This is a genomic window from Nocardia sp. GP40 (assembly GCF_050434125.1).
Lineage (GTDB): Bacteria > Actinomycetota > Actinomycetes > Mycobacteriales > Mycobacteriaceae > Nocardia > Nocardia albiluteola.
The window spans coordinates 169,785-186,321 of record NZ_JBNPVW010000013.1 but is presented as its reverse complement, the minus strand read 5'-3'; the positions used below and the strand labels follow the sequence as shown (position 1 = coordinate 186,321).

At 68.0% G+C, this 16,537-nt stretch carries 12 protein-coding genes; 8 read left to right on the top strand and 4 right to left on the bottom strand.

What is annotated here, in order from left to right:
• Nucleotide 1: 1 nt before the first annotated feature.
• A complete protein-coding gene (gene rplX, locus ABH933_RS33290) occupies nucleotides 2-316 on the bottom strand; it encodes a 50S ribosomal protein L24 (protein ID WP_040818503.1) in 315 nt (104 codons plus the stop codon).
• 1 nt (nucleotide 317) lies between these two features.
• Nucleotides 318-686, bottom strand: coding sequence for a 50S ribosomal protein L14 (gene rplN / locus ABH933_RS33285; RefSeq protein WP_040818501.1), 369 nt, complete (start codon nucleotides 684-686; stop codon nucleotides 318-320).
• Nucleotides 687-1,009: 323 nt separating this feature from the next.
• Between rplN and ABH933_RS33280 the strand changes: the two genes are divergently transcribed.
• Nucleotides 1,010-3,046 (top strand): M13 family metallopeptidase, encoded by a 2,037-nt coding sequence (locus ABH933_RS33280; protein ID WP_429421680.1) that lies wholly within the window; start codon nucleotides 1,010-1,012, stop codon nucleotides 3,044-3,046.
• Between the two features lie 7 nt (nucleotides 3,047-3,053).
• Here ABH933_RS33280 and ABH933_RS33275 read toward each other — a convergent pair whose 3' ends face one another.
• Nucleotides 3,054-4,832 carry an ABC transporter ATP-binding protein/permease gene (locus ABH933_RS33275; protein ID WP_429421678.1) on the bottom strand — a complete coding sequence of 593 codons (1,779 nt, stop codon included), beginning with the start codon at nucleotides 4,830-4,832 and terminating at the stop codon, nucleotides 3,054-3,056.
• Between the two features lie 287 nt (nucleotides 4,833-5,119).
• Between ABH933_RS33275 and ABH933_RS33270 the strand changes: the two genes are divergently transcribed.
• On the top strand, nucleotides 5,120-6,388 hold the full coding sequence (locus tag ABH933_RS33270) for an alpha/beta hydrolase family protein (RefSeq protein WP_429421677.1): 1,269 nt from the start codon (nucleotides 5,120-5,122) through the stop codon (nucleotides 6,386-6,388).
• 34 nt (nucleotides 6,389-6,422) lie between these two features.
• Here ABH933_RS33270 and ABH933_RS33265 read toward each other — a convergent pair whose 3' ends face one another.
• Nucleotides 6,423-8,540, bottom strand: a complete 2,118-nt coding sequence (locus ABH933_RS33265) for an amylo-alpha-1,6-glucosidase (protein ID WP_429421675.1) — start codon at nucleotides 8,538-8,540, stop codon at nucleotides 6,423-6,425.
• Nucleotides 8,541-8,864: 324 nt separating this feature from the next.
• On the opposite strand from ABH933_RS33265, the gene ABH933_RS33260 reads away from it, so the two are divergent.
• The 6 genes from ABH933_RS33260 to ABH933_RS33235 all read left to right on the top strand — a co-directional run bounded on the left by ABH933_RS33260 (nucleotide 8,865) and on the right by ABH933_RS33235 (nucleotide 16,534).
• Entirely contained in the window at nucleotides 8,865-9,794 is a 930-nt protein-coding gene (locus ABH933_RS33260) for an RluA family pseudouridine synthase (RefSeq protein WP_429421673.1), read from the top strand.
• Nucleotides 9,795-10,029: 235 nt separating this feature from the next.
• Nucleotides 10,030-10,728 carry a CPBP family intramembrane glutamic endopeptidase gene (locus ABH933_RS33255; RefSeq protein WP_429421959.1) on the top strand — a complete coding sequence of 233 codons (699 nt, stop codon included), beginning with the start codon at nucleotides 10,030-10,032 and terminating at the stop codon, nucleotides 10,726-10,728.
• A gap of 175 nt (nucleotides 10,729-10,903) precedes the next feature.
• A complete protein-coding gene (locus ABH933_RS33250) occupies nucleotides 10,904-12,691 on the top strand; it encodes a hypothetical protein (protein WP_429421671.1) in 1,788 nt (595 codons plus the stop codon).
• 255 nt (nucleotides 12,692-12,946) lie between these two features.
• Nucleotides 12,947-13,678: an SGNH/GDSL hydrolase family protein gene (locus ABH933_RS33245; RefSeq protein ID WP_429421669.1), complete on the top strand. Its 732-nt coding sequence runs from the start codon at nucleotides 12,947-12,949 to the stop codon at nucleotides 13,676-13,678.
• A gap of 112 nt (nucleotides 13,679-13,790) precedes the next feature.
• A complete protein-coding gene (locus ABH933_RS33240; protein ID WP_429421667.1) occupies nucleotides 13,791-15,311 on the top strand; it encodes a class I adenylate-forming enzyme family protein in 1,521 nt (506 codons plus the stop codon).
• The gene (locus ABH933_RS33235) at nucleotides 15,311-16,534 is read left to right on the top strand and encodes an acyltransferase (RefSeq protein ID WP_429421665.1); all 1,224 of its coding nucleotides are present in this window, start codon (nucleotides 15,311-15,313) and stop codon (nucleotides 16,532-16,534) included. The genes ABH933_RS33240 and ABH933_RS33235 overlap by 1 nt, the downstream gene beginning before the upstream one ends.
• The last annotated feature ends 3 nt before the right edge of the window (nucleotides 16,535-16,537 follow it).

Genomic DNA, 16,537 nt, shown 5'->3' with positions numbered 1-16,537 from the left:
CTCAGATGTCCTTCCCGTTGCGACGGGAGATACGCACCCGCTTGCCGTTCTCGTCGGTGCGGTAGCCCACGCGGGTCGGCTTGCCGTCGGAGTCGACAACCATCACGTTCGACACGTGGATGGGCGCTTCCTGGGTAACGATGCCGCCGGAGCTGGCGCCACGCTGGTTCGCGGAGTTCGCGACGTGCTTCTTGATCCGGTTCACGCCCTCGACCAGGACCTTCTCGGTCGCCGGGTAGGCCTGGATGACCTTACCCTTGGCGCCCTTGTCCTTACCCGAGACGACGATCACGGTATCGCCCTTGTGCACCTTCATGTCAGAGCACCTCCGGGGCCAGCGAGACGATCTTCATGAACTTCTTCTCACGCAGCTCACGGCCGACGGGGCCGAAGATGCGGGTGCCACGCGGATCGTTGTCCGCCTTGATCAGCACCGCGGCGTTCTCGTCGAAGCGGATGTACGAACCATCCGGACGACGGCGCTCCTTGACAGTGCGCACGATGACAGCCTTGACGACCTCACCCTTTTTGACGTTGCCGCCGGGGATGGCGTCCTTCACGGTGGCGACGATGATGTCGCCGATACCGGCATAGCGACGCGACGAGCCACCGAGCACGCGGATGCAGAGGATTTCCTTCGCACCCGTGTTGTCGGCGACGCGCAGTCGCGACTCCTGCTGAATCACTTCAGCTCCTCCTAGACCTGGACGAAATGCACGCCGGATTGCCGACCCGACGGGCATGGTCAGTTGCCCTTCAAACGCGCGCCTGCCAGCGGAAATGCCGATCGGTGAGGATCAACCACTGTGGGTTCGCGGCCGAGGTGCGGGCACAGGTGTCCCGCAAGCAACCGGTCAAGTGTAGCCAAGGCCCAGGTCGCACCCAAATCGGGGTACCGGCGCGCAGCCTGGCCGCGGCTTCGCGGGGCCCAAATCCAGTAGCGTTCACTCGAGCACAGCGCCGATCATGTTCGCCAGACTCATGCACTGCATTCGGGGAGAGGAATTTCGTGAGTTCGTCGCGCCGCTCGATCCGTCCGGTCCGCCTGGACCGTCGCTCGTTCCTGTTCACCCTGGCCGCCGCGCCTGTCGCCGCCACCCTGTCGGCCTGCAACGGCAGCAACCCCACGCCGCCCACCGGGCCCGACCTGTCCGGGGTCGATCCGGGGGTCCGGCCGCAGGACGATCTGTTCCGGCACGTCAACGGGAAGTGGCTGCGGGAGTTTCAGCTGCCGCCGGACAAGAACAGCTTCGGCACCTTCGCCGAGGTGTCGGACCGGATCCAGGGGCAGCTGAAGGACGTCATCGACGAGATCAAGGCCCCGCAGGACGGCACCGAGGCCCAGCAGATCCGCGATCTATACGACGCGCGCATGGATGTCGCGACCCTGAACAAGCTGGGCACGACCCCGCTGTCCGGGCTGTTCGGCGAGATCGACGGCGCGGCAGCCAAACCCGATATCGCCAAGGTGATGGGCGGGCTGTCGGTGGGCGGGGTGATCGGCCTCGGCGTCACGATCGACCGCGAGAAGTCCGACGCCCACCTGCCCTCGGTCAGCCAGTCCGGCCTGGGCATGAACGAGAAGTACTACAGCAAACCCGAGTTCGCGCAATACCTTTCGGCATACACCACGCTGCTGCAGAAGCTGGCCGCCGGCGCCGGATTCCCCGACCCGAACGGCTCGGCCCAGCGGGTGCTGGCCCTCGAGACCCGGATCGCCGCGGCCTTCTGGGACAACGTGAAGACCCGCGACTCCGACGCCACCTACAACCTGAAGTCCTGGGACGAGGTGAAGGCGCTGGCACCCGGATTCGATTGGGACCCTTGGCTCGCGGGCAACACGGACCGTCCGAGGAGCCTGTTCGACACCGTCGTCGTCGCCGAGCCGTCGTACCTCACCGCGGCCGGGCAGATCTGGGCGGACACCGACATCGCCACGTGGCGTGACTATTTGAAGCTGGCGCTGCTGCGCGAATACGCCAAGTACATGACCGACGCACTGTCCGACGCGAACTTCGACTATCAGAAGGCGACGACCGGCGTGCAGCAGCGGCCGGAGCTGTGGAAGTCCGCGGTCGGGGTGGTCAACCTCCATCTCGGCATGCAGCTCGGAAAGCTCTACGTGGCCAAGCACTTTCCGCCCGAGGCCAAGGACCTGGCGAAGCAGCTGGTGGACAACCTGCTCGCGGCCTACAGGCAGAACTTCCAGAACTCCAGCTGGATGTCGCCGCCCACGCGGGATGCCGCGATCGTCAAGCTGGGCAAGATCACGGTCAAGATCGGCTACCCGGACAAGTGGATCGATTATTCGACCCTGAAGGTCACCCGCGGCAAGCTCGTCGAATCCTTGCTCGCCATCGCGGCTTTCGAATCCCGGCGCTCGATGAACAAGCTCGGCACCCCGGTCGACAAGACCGAATGGGACATGAGCCCGCAGACCGTGAACGCCTACTACGAGGTGACCGCCAACTCGATCAACTTCCCGGCCGCGATCCTGCAGCCGCCGTTCTTCGACAAGGACGCCGCGGCCGCGGTCAACTACGGCGCGATCGGCGCCATCATCGGCCATGAGATCGGGCACGGCTTCGACGATCAGGGGTCGAAATACGACGGCGACGGCGATCGCCGCGACTGGTGGACCCCGCGGGACCGCGCGGCCTTCGATGCCAAGACCGAGCAGCTCATCGCGCAGTACAACGCGCTCGTGCCCACCGGCCTGCCGCCGACCGACCACGTCAACGGTGATCTCACGGTCGGTGAGAACCTCGCCGACCTGCGCGGGCTGATGATCTCCCTGTCCGCCTTCCGGATTCAGCAGAAGTCCGACAATCCCGCGTACACCGACATGTTCTGGGCCTGGGCCCGCAACTGGCGCGAGAAGCAGACCATTCAGGCCACCGAGCAGCAGATCGCCACGGATGTGCACTCCCCCGCCGAGTTCCGCTGCAATCAGGTGGTGCGGAACCTGCCGGAGTACTACGCGACATTCGGGGTGAAGGAGGGCGACAAGCTGTTCCTGGCACCGGATCAGCGCGTCGCCCTCTGAAGGACCCTCACGCCCGCACGGGCATCGCCTCCAGAACCCACGCACCGTTCTCGCCGCCGAGTTCCAGTCGCTGCGTGTGGAATTGGTCGACCGTGCTGCGGTGGGCGACGCTGACCAGCATGGTCTCGGGCACCTCGCGGCGGATCAGCGTGTACAGGGAATGCTCCAGCCCCTCGTCCACCGCCGAGGTCGCCTCGTCCAGGAACACCAGCTCCGGGCGGACCAGCAGGATGCGCGCGAACGCCAGCCGCTGCTGCTCGCCCGGGGACAGGATCTTGGCCCAGTCGGCCTCCTCGTCCAGGCGACCGGTCAGGTGGCCCAGGTGCACCTGCTCCAGCACGGTGCGCAGGGTGTCGTCCGGAATCTCACCCGGCGCAGCGGGATAGCTGACCGCGGCTCGCAGGTCGCCGAGCGGCAGATACGGAATCTGCGACAGGAACAGGGTTTTGTTGTCGCCCGGGCGCCGAATCGTCCCGGAACCGTACGGCCACATCTCGGCGAGCGTGCGCAGCAGCGTGGTCTTGCCGCTGCCGGAAGCGCCCTTGATCACCAGCGCGTCACCGGGAACCAGGCGCAGGTTCAGCCCGTCGATCAGCGATTCGCCGTCGGGCCGGCGCACCGCGATCCCCTCCAGTTCGAGCGCGCCCTCGAGGTCGGCCTCCTGCACCTTGGGCAGCTCGCGGGACTGAATGTCGGCCTGCTGCATGCCGTCCAGACGGATGAGGGCCGCGCGATACTGGGTGAAGGTGTCGTAGTTGTTGCGGAAGAACGACAGCGAATCGTGCACGTTCCCGAAGGCCGCGGCGGACTGCTGAATACCGCCGAGGGTGATGGTGCCGACGAAGAAGCGCGGCGCCTGCAGCAGCAGCGGGAAGACCACCGAGATCTGCGAGATCACCAGGTTCCAGCCCTGAAATCCGGTCTCCCGGTAGACAACCGGCCAGAACGAGGCGATCACGTCGGCGAAACGCTTCACCAGGCCGCGGTGCTCGACGTTCTCGCCGCGATAGAAGGCGATGCTCTCGGCGCTGTCGCGCACACGCACCAGCGCGTAACGGAAGGTCGCCGTCGCGGCCTGATAGCGGAAGTAGGAGCGGATCAGCGGGCGGCCGATCCGGAACGACACGATCGAGGCCAGCAGCACGAAGACGATCACGATGAAGACCATCGCGCGCGGAATGTTGGTGCCCAGGATCGCCATCGGCCCGGAGAGGTCCCACAGGATTCCGGTGAAGACGACCACCGACACGACCGCGTTGACCGCGCCGATGATCAGCGAGTGGGCCTGCTGGACGACGGTCGTGATGTCCTCCTCCACACGCTGATCCGGGTTGTCGATCGTGTCGTCGATGAACCGGCTGCGGTAGTGCGATCGGCCCTCGAGCCAGTCGGAGGTCACCCGCTGGGTCAGCCACACCCGCCATTGGATCTCGAATGCCTGGCCCAGGTAATACTCGATCATCGTGCGGATGACGTGGATCGTGGCCAGGACCGCGAAGACCGCCACCGAATACCAGAAGATATGTTCCGCGCCATGCAGTTCCGCGGACTTCCCGGAGCCCAGCCCCTCCGCCGCGTACTGCAGCGCGGTGTACATGTCGTTGGATTGATAGCTGAACAGCACCGTCATCCGCACCCCCCAGATGGTGAGGAACAGCAGCACCGCGACGTATGCCAGCGACCGCCAGGCTCCAGGTCCGGCGAAGTAGTCCCGGTTCAGGCGCCAGAACTGACGCCCCCAGGCGGTCAGCAGTCGCACCAGCACGCCGATGACGGCGAACACCACCACGGTGATGGAAAACGCTATGAGGAGCCAAACGGCCGAAGCCTGTAACTCGTGTCCCCAGTCCCTCGAGGTTGTCAACCCGCTCCCATCACCGGGCAACCACGCCGGTTGCCGTCACTTCATGTTGTCCTGTTTCTAATGGGTCATTCTGAGAGATCATTCGCAAACGCCGAAAATTGCCCGGATTCCGCCGCCCGACCGCTCCGTCACGTGGGCGGGCACCCCGCGAACTCACATGATTTTCCCAGCCAACCCACAGGGGACGGTCAGGCGTAGTGTGGCTGCCCATGGGCATGGATCCCGTGGCGCGCGGCCTTGCGGTGGTGGAGTTGCTTCAGCAGGAACGGTTCGAGGAGGTGTGCGAGCTGTTCGCACCCGAGTTGGCCGCCCATGTCTCCACGGCGGTGCTGGGGCCGCCGTGGAAGGCGATGCTCCAGTCCCAGGGCCCGATCGCCGAAGTCGGTGCCCCCGTTGCGGATCCCGCCGACGCGGCGACCACGGTACGGCTGCCCGTCCGGTGCAAGCGCGGCGGATTCGCGGTGATCGTCGCGGTCGACGGCCGGGGCAGGCTGCTGAGCCTGCGGCTGGGGCCGATCGAGGCGGCGGCGCCGCTCGAGCCCTGGGCCACACCGGATTACGTGCACACCGAGGGCTTCACCGAGAGCGAGGTGACCGTCGGCGACGGCCCGCTCGCCGTGCCCGGCACCCTCGCGCTACCCACGAGCCCCGGCCCGCTGCCCGCGGTGGTGCTGCTGGCCGGATCCGGCCCCGCGGACCGCGACGGCACGATCGGGCGCAACAAGGTACTCAAGGACCTGGCCTGGGGCCTGGCCAGCCGTGGCATCGCCACCCTGCGCTTCGACAAGGTCACCTACACCCACCGCGATGCGCACCCCGACGACCCGACCCTGGCCTACGAATACGTCAACGACGCCGTCGCCGCGGTGGCCCTGCTCCGCGCGCACCCGTCGATCGACTCCGGCCGCATCCTGGTGCTCGGCCACAGCGAGGGCGGCATGGTCGCACCGCGGATCGCCGCCGCCGACCCTTCCGTCGCCGGACTCGTCATTCTCGCCGGTTCGACACAACCGTTGCACCACACCATGATTCGGCAGATCCGCTATCTGGCCTCGCTGCGCCCCGACGCGGACGCCGACGCCGACCCGAGCGTCCGGGAGATCACCCGCCAGGCCGCGGTCATCGACGGCCCCGACTTCTCCGCCGCCACCCCCGCCGACGACCTCCCCTTCGGCGTCCCCGCCTCCTACTGGATCGATCTGCTCGCCTACGACCCGGCGGCCACCGCGGCGGCGTTGACCATCCCCATGTTCATCGCCCAGGGCGGCCGCGACTACCAGGTCACCGTCGCCGACGACCTGCCCGCCTGGCGCGCGGCGCTGTCCGATCGAGACGATGTCACCATCCGCGTCTACGAACCGGACAACCACCTGTTCTTCCCCGGGTCGGGCCCGTCGACTCCCGCGGAATACGAACCGGCACAACATGTGGATCCGGAGTTGGTCGCCGATATCGCCGACTGGATCGCCTCCCGATAATCAGGACGCTTCGCCCGGAAAATGGTTCGAGCCCTCAGTGGGTGATCAATGTCCAATCGTCTGGCAGATTCGACGAACTCACCTGCCCGCCGTCGACAGCCAGATCCAGCACGGTTCCGCCCAGCCGCAGATCGGTCAGCTCCACCCGACCCCAGCGGTCGGGCAGATGCGGCAGCAAGGTGAGGGTCCGCCGGGGTGCGTCCGGTTCCAGTCCGAGGAACGAGCGAACCAGCAGTAGCGGGGCCGCGCTCGCCCAGGCCTGCGGGGAGCAGGAGGTCGGATATGGCACCGGCGCCGGGAATCTGGAACGCGGGAAACCACAGAACAATTCGGGCAGGCGGCCGCCGAATGCCGACGCCGCGTCCAGTAAGCCGTCGGACAGACGGGTGGCCAGTTCGACCGCGCCGGGTATGTGCCGGTAGCGCATCAGCCCGGCGACGGTGACCGCGGTGTCGTGCGGCCACACCGAACCGTTGTGGTAGCTCATCGGATTGAACGCGCCCATGTCGGAAGCCAGTGTGCGCACGCCGAATCCGCAGTCCATCCGCGGCGAGGACAGATGCTTCACGATCTGCTCGGCGTGTTCGTCGGTGGCGATGCCCGACCACAGGCAGTGCCCCACATTGCTGGTGAGCGCATCGACGCGTCGCTTGTGACGATCCAAAGCGACTGCGTACCAACCCTTCTCGGGAATCCAGTACGCCTCGGCGAACTTGGCACGCAACGCGGCAGCCTGATCGCGCAGAGCCTCGCCATCTTCCGAGTCGCCGAACTCGTCGGCCAATTCGGCCCGGGCCATCAGCGCCGCGTACACGTACCCCTGAACCTCGCACAGCGCGATCGGCGCCTCCGCCAGATGCCCTGCGATATCGTTGATTCCGTCGAAACTGTCCTTCCAGCCCTGGTTGATCAGGCCACGGTCGGTCGCGCGCTGGTATTCGACGAAGCCGTCACCGTCGCGATCGCCGAAGCGTCGGATCCAATCCAGGGCCGCGTCGGCCGCGGGCAGCAGCGTCTGCACCGCCTCGGGATTCGCGCCCCAGCGCCGCACCTGCGCCAGCAACATCACGAAAAGCGGTGTGGCATCGACGGTTCCGTAGTAGATCTCCCCGCCCAGCGCCAGACCGCCCGAGGGGCCGCGCCGGATCTCGTGCATGATCCGGCCCGGCTCCTCCTCGGTGAGCGGATCCACCCGCTGGCCCTGCATCTCGGCCAGCTGCTGCATGGTGCCCAGCGCCAGGCCGACATCCAGGGGCAGCGCCATCCACGCGGTGAGCAGGCTGTCACGGCCGAACAGCGTCATGAACCAGGGCGCACCCGCCGCGACGAAGGTGCGGCCCTCGCGCATCTCGTCGTGGATCCGCAGCGCGCCCAGATCGCTTTCGGTGCGCTGCAATACGGCGGTGAGCAGCGGATCGCCGGCGGTGAGTTTCGTTGCGGTGTCGCGCCACGCCTCGATCTTGCGGCCGGGTTCGCTGGCCTCGTAGTGTTCGCCCGGTCGCAACGGCAGCCGCACCCGCTGATTGGCCATCGTCGGCTGCGCCTGGATCTCGGTCTGCCAGCGGCCGCCGGGCGGCACCACGATCCGCCACGCCAGCGAGCCCGGCAGGACCTGCGGCGGCTCCGAGGACGTGATCGCCAGTCCGCGAGCCCGGTCGGACCGGTCGGTGAACAGCAGCTCGTTATCGGTGACCAGCACCTCGGCCCGCCCGTGCCCGCCGCGCCCCTCCTTGACCGCGAACAGATCCACGAAGTCCCCGTCGGCATGCAGCTCGAGGACGACCGCGGTGGGTTCGTGGCCGAGATTCTCGAGCGTGACCGTCTCGCGCAGGCCCTCCGCGACGAGGCGCTCGCGCACCACCAACAGGGTGCTGTCGGCCACGCCCGCCCGCGGCGGTCGCCGCAGGATGAATCGCGCGGTGAAGGCCTCCGGGCTCAGCACCGACAGCGAATCGGGCCGGTGCCCGTCCACTCGCAGCTCCCATCGCGACACCACGCGCGCGTCGCGATAGAACAGTCCGTGCGAGGTACCCGGCTCGATATCGCCGACGCGGTCCGACAGGCAGAACGTACTGCCCTCGACCAGCGTGATAGCGCCCCCGGCACCGCCCAGGGTGGCGGGTTCGCCGGCATTCAGCGGGCTGAGATTCATACGATCACCTCCGGCACCGCGTCATGGCGCAACGCCATCGCGGGCGTGCCGCACACCATCGCCTCGATCATCACCATCGACGAACAGCTCCTCCCACCGCACCGGGAACAGCGGACATTGTGCCTGGGACAACAGCTTCCTCCTGGCATCGCCTCTCGGCGGGTTCGGAGCTCGGTGAACCTGCCCAGGAACAGAAGCGTAGCCGCTCCTGTGCGGCCGCCGGGGCCAATCGTCCACGCACAGCGCGTTGCGCATCCGCCCGGCCCAGTTCGATCCGGGGCAGGATCACATCCGCTCGAGAAGGGTGAATTAGTCTCGTTATTGATGAGACGCAGGCAGAACCCACCGCTCCCCAAGCGGCACGGACTCGATCCGGCACGGCTGCGGCTGCCGGACGACGACTCGTGGGCGACCATCCGCGATCACCTCGTGGAGCGGCTACCCCGGGTCGCCCCGAGCCGCATCGATGAGCTGCTCGCCGCGGGCGCGATCGTCGACCTGGAGGGTCCGATCGCACCCGATGCGCCGTACAACCCGGGCGGGGCGGTGTGGTTTCACCGCGACCTGCCGGACGAGACCGAGGTGCCGTTCGAGATCTCGATCGTGCACCGCGACGAGGATCTGCTGGTCGTCGACAAACCGCATTTCCTCTCCACGATCCCGCGCGGGCAGCACATTCTGCAGACGGCACTGGTGCGACTGCGGCGCGAACTGGATCTGCCGGATCTGATTCCGGCCCATCGCCTGGATCGTGCCACCGCGGGCCTGGTGCTGTTCGTGATCACCCCCGCCCGCCGCGGCGCGTATCAGAAACTGTTCGGGGACCGGCGTGTTCGCAAGGAGTACGAGGCGATCGCCCGATACGACCCGGATCTCGCGCTGCCACGGACCGTGCACAGCCGAATCATCAAGAAGCGCACCATTATCCGGGCCTTCGAGGAGGAGGGCGAGCCGAACGCCGAGACCCTCGTGGAGCTGCTCGAGCACCGCGACGGCCTGGGCCGCTACCGGCTCTCGCCACACACCGGCCGTACTCATCAGCTGCGCATCCACATGAACGGCCTCGGCATCCCGATTCTCGGCGACGACTTCTTTCCCGAACTCACCGACAAGCCGGTCGGCGATTTCACCCGGCCGCTGCAATTACTCGCCGCCACACTGGAATTCACCGATCCCATTTCCGGCGAGCCGCGCCGGTTCGAGACCACCCGCACACTGCAGGCGTGGACCGATCCGCAGGGATGGGCGACGTAGGCAGCGACTCCTCGAAGCCCTGCGCCCGGTGCTCGCCGCATCGACGCTCGGATAACGCCGCATACGTAGACATATACACACAACGCGGGAGTCGTCTCGAACCGAGACCCAGAATCATGGCGCACTCTCAGCAAATGTACGTAGACTGGCTGCGATGTCTCGAAACGGTAACGACGGCGTGTCCGCCGAGGGCGGACCCGCCCTCCCCGCATCCCCTACCGGCCCGGCCCGGCGGATGCACGCGTATATCGACGTGGCCGTCGTGGTCCTGACGCTGGCGTGCACCAACCTGATCGCCCACTTCACCTCGGCGTGGGCGAACATCCTGACGGTGCCCGCGGCGGCGATCGTGCTGGTGCTGCTGATGCGCCGGCGCGGGCTGGGCTGCTCCGAACTCGGCCTCTCGCCGCGGCACTGGCGGCGCGGCACCCTCTACGCGGTCGGCGCCGTGGGCATCGTGCTCGGCGTGGTGACGATCGGCGCCCTGCTCCCGCTCACGCGTCCGTTCTTCCTGGCCGATCGCTACGCGACCATGTCCGGCGCGATGATCGCCTCGATGATCGTCATTCCGCTGCAGACCGTCATCCCCGAGGAATTGGTGTTCCGCGGCGTGCTGCACGGCACCCTCGATCGCGCCTACGGCGTGCGCGGCGTATTCGCGGCGGGCTCACTGCTTTTCGGGCTCTGGCATATCGCGTCGTCGCTCGGCCTCACCAGCGGCAATCGCGGGCTGAGCGGAATCCTGGGTAGCGGTCCGGCCGCGCAGATCGCCGGTATCGCGCTGGCGGTGCTCGCGACGGCCGCGGCGGGTGCGGTATTCACCTGGCTGCGGCGGCGCAGCGGCAGCCTGCTGGCGCCGATCGCGCTGCACTGGTCGCTCAACGGCGCCGGGGCCCTGGCCGCCGCGCTGGTGTGGCACACCGCACTCCACTGATTTCTCGAAAGTTGCCGGTGGACGGGCATTTTCGAACTATTTCCGAACTGATGTTCGGACAAATCATTGACCTGGGATAGGTCGCGGATTATTCTCACTCAGCGCATCACACATACGTTCGAGTAATCCGGCCCGGCATGAGCCCGGGCCGCATCCGCTCCCGGGAAGGCGCGCCATGCTCGACAGTCGGTCGACCGGCAATTCCGAATCCGAGGTCGCCGCCCTGGCGGATCGAGTCGCCGCCGCGCGCGGCAAGCTACCGCTGCAGTCGGATCCGGCGCTGTTCGCGGAGCTGTCCGAGGCGGAGATCGCGGCCGAACGCAAGCTCGCGGAGTGGATGCGGACCCAGCGTCGCAAGCAGCGGCGGCGCTCGGTCACCGCCGAGCTGGCCGCCGAGAAGCGGGACCGCCGCGTCGCGCTGGCCCTGCGCCGCGACGACGAGGACGATGCGCGCTGGCATCGCCGCGCGCTGGCATCGCGGCGGCGGGTCGCCAATCCCGATGCGCGCCTTGCCCAGCTGTACCGGCGCGCGGAATGGTCCTCGCGCGCGTTGATCGGCGTCGTCGTGCTGGGCATGCTGTGGGCCGGCGTGAACGTGCAGCACAACCTGGTGCCCAGCGGCGATATGGCCGATCCGCTGTACTGGCTCAGCTACGGTTTCGAGGCGATGATCTCGATCCCGATCATCACCATCATGGTCGTCGCCACCACCGCCGCCCGCTGGGGCCGCGAAATCGCCCGCGGCAAGGTGGTTTTCCTCGAGGTCGCGCTGCTGGGCGTCACCATCGCCCTCAACGCGGGCCCGCACCTGGCCGCCGGGGCCCTGGCCCGCGCCGCCGAGGCCGCCGTGGCCCCGGTCATGGTCGGCGTGGTGATCTGGCTGCACGCCTGGGTCTCCGCGCGCTACGCCCAGCTCATCGAGGCCATCCCCGCCGAGGCGGAGACCACCCCCGACGACCCGTCCCGCCAATACCGGGCCACCACGGTCGAATTCGGCGAGCCGTGCCCGACGTTCGCCGAATTCGCTCCCGACACCGCCGAATCCGCCGCCCTGCCGATAGGCCATACGTTTCGCCCCGACTCCGGACAATTCGGAATGACCGTCGGGCAGTTCGTTCCCCCCGCCGCACCTGCCCCGCAGGCCGCTGCGGCCGTCGGCGATTCCGTCACCGCCGGTGCGCAATCCGGCGCGACGGACATGTCGATCGAGCATGCGGCGAGCATCGGGCAACCGCAGGAGCTCCGGCGCCCAGCTGCCGCAGCGAATCCCGCCACCACCGACAACAACGCCGCCTCCGTACATCATGAGCCCGCTCCCACGACACTGAACGAACCCGCACCCCGGGCCGCGGGCGCAGCCGTCGACGAGCCACCCCACATCGAATCCCCGGACAGCGCCAACGGCATTCACACCGACGACATTCAGTGGTCGAACCACACCGCGGCACAGCACCCGTACGAGCGCCGCCCGATCACAACGGTCGAGCCCACCACCTCGCCCCGCCCCGCGGAGCCCACCCCGGCCCGCGCGGTCGAGCCCGCCCCCGCCCGCCCCGCCGAGCGCGGCACCCAACTCTCCCTCGACGAGCAGCCAACCCCCGAACCCGCTGCCGCCCGCCGTCCGCACATCGTGCCGACTCCGAACCCCGTTGTCCCCCACCCGATCTCCCACGACTTCACCGCCCCCCGGGACGACCACGACACCCCCGAACCCTGGGACGACACCGACGAGGCGCCCGCCGAATTCGACGACAGCGCCGAAGTCTGGACGGTGGCCCGCGAACTCTCCGAACGCCGCCTCTCCAAACTCCCCGTCGAACAGCTCGCCGAGGTCCTGACTCTCGCCGAGGAATCCTGGACCCCCGCCGCGATCGGCGCCTCCATCGGCCTGCCCGGCTCCCGGATCCTCGGCATCCTCGAGGCCGCCCGCCGCCTCCGCGGCCCCTACGCCATCAGCGGGTAGGCGTACCTCCGCATTCGCTCCGGCCATGCGCGGGCTGAGGACGGCTTCGCCGACAGCGCTCACTGGCGTACCTCCGCATTCGCTCCGGCCATGCGCGGTTTCGGACGGCTTCGCCGACGGCGCCCATTAGGTGACGGGGTATGCGACAGCACGCATCCGATGAGAAAATCACCGGGTGATCCCGAAAACCGCCGTGGCCCAGCTCACCCGGCCCGCCTGCTTGACCGAGTCCGTCGTCCTGATAACACTGACGTCGTGAAGCATGCCTGGAGGATCGGCGTCTGCGCCGCAGTAGTCTCGTGCGCGTCGCTGGTCGGCCTGGTTGCCCAGCACGAGCATGCGAGTGCCACCGGACCGGACGCCGCGTCGGCCGCCGGCCCCACGAGTGCACCCAACACGGTGACGGCCGAGCGTCCGATCCTGGCGGTCGTCGGCGCATCGATCAGCGACGGAGTCGGCGCGAGCAAGCCCGACGACGCCTGGCCGCAGGTGCTGGCTCAGCAGCTCGGCTGGCAATCGGTGGTCAGCGCGGATCCCGGCGCCGGCTACATCGCCCTCGGCAAGCACCGGCTGGGCCCGATGCTGAAGCTGCTGGCCAAGCTGCAGCTCCACGAGCACCACCCGACGATGGTGATCGTGCAGTCCGGCTACAACGACATCGGCATGCCCCCCGCCGAATTGGCCGCGAGCGTGCACAAGGTCATCGGCGAGATCCAGACCCAGGCCCCGGACGCGGCGCTCGGCGTGATGACGGTCTTCCCGAAGGGCCAGCCCTCCTCGGCGGCGTGGGCCACCGACGAAACGATCGTCGCGGCGGCCCGTGCCACCGATCCCCACGTGTATGTCTTCGATCCCCTGACCTCACATTGGGTATTCCCCACAGTGTCGGACCGTCTGCACCCCACATCGGCGGGGCACCGCTGGATCGCGGACAAGCTGGCCGATGATTTCCGTCATGACGGCCTAACCCGCGGGTTGACGCACTAAGATCCGGCGTCGACGCCCGTTGATGGGTTGCTGTCAAGCGGCACAGTCGATTCGGAGGAACCGATCATATGGCTCACATATGGCTCACAGGCTCGGTGGGAACGATGGCTCGATGACAGCTGACCGAGGGAAGCAGATGACGCAGAGCAAGGATCGGGTAACCGAGACGTCCGTGGCCGCGCTGATCGCCGACCATGCGGATCAACGTTCCACGAGCACGTTCCTCGAGGATGCCCGCAGTGACCGCGGGGTCAGCTACGGAGCACTGGCGATGCTGTCCGCGCGCTGGACCGCCTACCTGGACGCCCGGACGCCGCCCGACGCGGCCGTCGTGCTGGACATCGCCGATCCGCTCACCTTCGCGATCATCTATCTCTCGGTCATCGCCGCCGGCCGCTGCGCGGTCCCGGTGGACCCGCACGCCCCGATGGCCGAACGCCGCCGCACGCTCGAGCCGATCTCCCCGTCCGCCGTCATCGGCGACCGTCCGGACCTCGCCCGCGCCCTGGGCATCCTCGCGCTGCCGACGAGCCCCGAGCCGCACACCACGCCCGGCACGCCTCATGCGGCACACCGCGCTCCAGGCGGCTCGGTACTGCTGGCGACCTCGGGTTCCACCGGAGCGCCCAAGGCGATGCGGCTGACCGAAGACCAGCTGCTGCACGTCGCGACGGCCATCGCCGACCACAACAAGCTCGGCGTCCAGGACCGCGGCTACAACTGCCTGCCGCTGTTCCACATCAACGCCGAGGTCGTCGCACTGCTGGCCACCCTGCGCGCGGGCGCCTGCCTGGTCCTCGACCAGCGATTCCACGCGACCGGATTCTGGCCGCTGCTCACCGCGAAGCGAATCACCTGGCTCAATGCCGTGCCCGCCATCCTGGGCGTGCTGACCGCCGGCGGCGCGGCCGCACCCACCGTGCCACCGGAACTGCGCTTCATCCGCTCGGCCTCCGCGCCGCTGCCCGTCCCGGTGCGCGAGCGCATCTCCGCCGCGACCGGAGTGCCGATCGTGGAGAGCTACGGCATGACCGAGGCGGCCAGCCAGATCACCGCCACCGGCCTAGCGGAGCCCGCACCTGCGGGTTCGTGCGGTCGCCCGGTCGGAATCGAACTACAAGTCCGGGATGCCCAGAACCGCGTAGTGAGAAGCGATACCGTGGGCAGGGTGCATATTCGAGGCGCGGGGGTCATCACGGGGTACATGGGCGGCCGCGCCGCCGAGCGCTTCGACGTGCAGGGCTGGCTCGATACCGGCGATATGGGCCGGATCGACGAGGCGGGTTTCGTCTACCTGGCCGGCCGCAGTGACGACGTGATCAACCGCGGCGGCGAGCTGCTGTATCCGCGGGAGATCGAGGAGGTGCTGCAGGCCGAGCCCGGCGTGCGGGACGTGGTCGTCGTCGGCCGGGTGGATCCGATTCTCGGCAGCGTTCCGGTCGCCCACGTCATCCCGGCCCGCTGGGACGACCACACCGAGCTGCTGGACCAGCTGCGCACGCGATGTGAAATGGAGCTGTCCCGAATCAAGCAGCCCGCCGAGATCGTGCTCGTCGAGGACTTCCCGCGCGCGCCGACCGGAAAGGTGCAGCGGCACCGCATGCGCAGCCGTCTGCAAGTTGCGGTCGTCTGATGAGCGTCACCGTCGAAAGCCCCACCAGAGTCACGGACGAAGGCACCCGCACCACTCGCACCGGTACCGCCGCCCGGCCCAAGCGGGCACATCTGCACCAGATCGATCTGTTCCGGATCCTCACCTTCGCCTGCGTCATCGGCGCCCACGTGGTCGGCAACTCGCTCGATCCGGGGAACGTCCCGGCCAACGGCGTGGCGGTGATCCTGCACTTCACGCGGCAGGCGTTCTTCGCGCTCACCGGATTCGTGCTGATCTATCAGTACGGGCAGCGGCCGCTGGACACGCGCGCCTTCTGGCGCAAACGCTTCCCCCTCGTGGGCATTCCGTATCTGGCCTGGTCGGTGCTCTATTGGGTGTATTCGATCGTCGCCGGGCTGCATCCGGGCGAGAGCATGAAATCGGCCCTGTGGCGGCTGGTGTTCGAGACCGCCACCGGCGGCGCCTGGTATCAGCTGTACTTCCTGCTGGTGACGATGCAGGTGTATCTGCTGTTCCCGCTGATTCTGAAACTGCTGCGGGCCACGCGGGGGCATCATCGCTGGGTGCTGGCGGTGAGCGCGACCCTGCAGGTGGGCGCCCTGTATCTGATGGTCCATCCGCCGGTGGAGACCGGGCGGCCCGCGGGGATCTGGAATCACCTGTTCGCCACGGTGCTCCCGTACCAGTTCTACGTCGTGCTCGGCGCGGCGGCCGCGTGGCACATTGAGTCGGTGACGGCGGCGATCCGCCGGTTCGGGCCGCTGCTGCTCGGCGGCGGGCTGCTCGCGACGGTGGTGTCCGAGCTGATCTATTTCCGGCAGCTCCGTGAGCTCGCGCCCTGGCAGGCCAGCAACGTCTTCATGCTGCACCTGCTGGTCTGCTACACGCTGATCATCGCCGCCCAGTACACGCTCAGTAGCTGGTGGGCCGCTCATCGGCGCGAAGACCACGCCACCGCGCGCATCGTGAAGTGGGGTTCGGACCGCTCGTTCGGTGTGTTCCTGGTGCACCCGCTCGCCCTGCAGATACTCGCACCGGTGATTCCCGACCTGCAGAGCGCCTTCGGCCTGCTGTGGGGCACGGTCGTGCTGTACATCTGCGTGCTGACGATGGCCATCGCGGCCACCGAGGTGCTGCGGCGCATCCCGGGCAGCCTCTGGCTGACCGGGCGGCCCATGCTGCACACCGATCCGTTCGTCCTCGTCCGGAGGTTCCGACGGGAGCGCGCACCCCAGTCATAAACA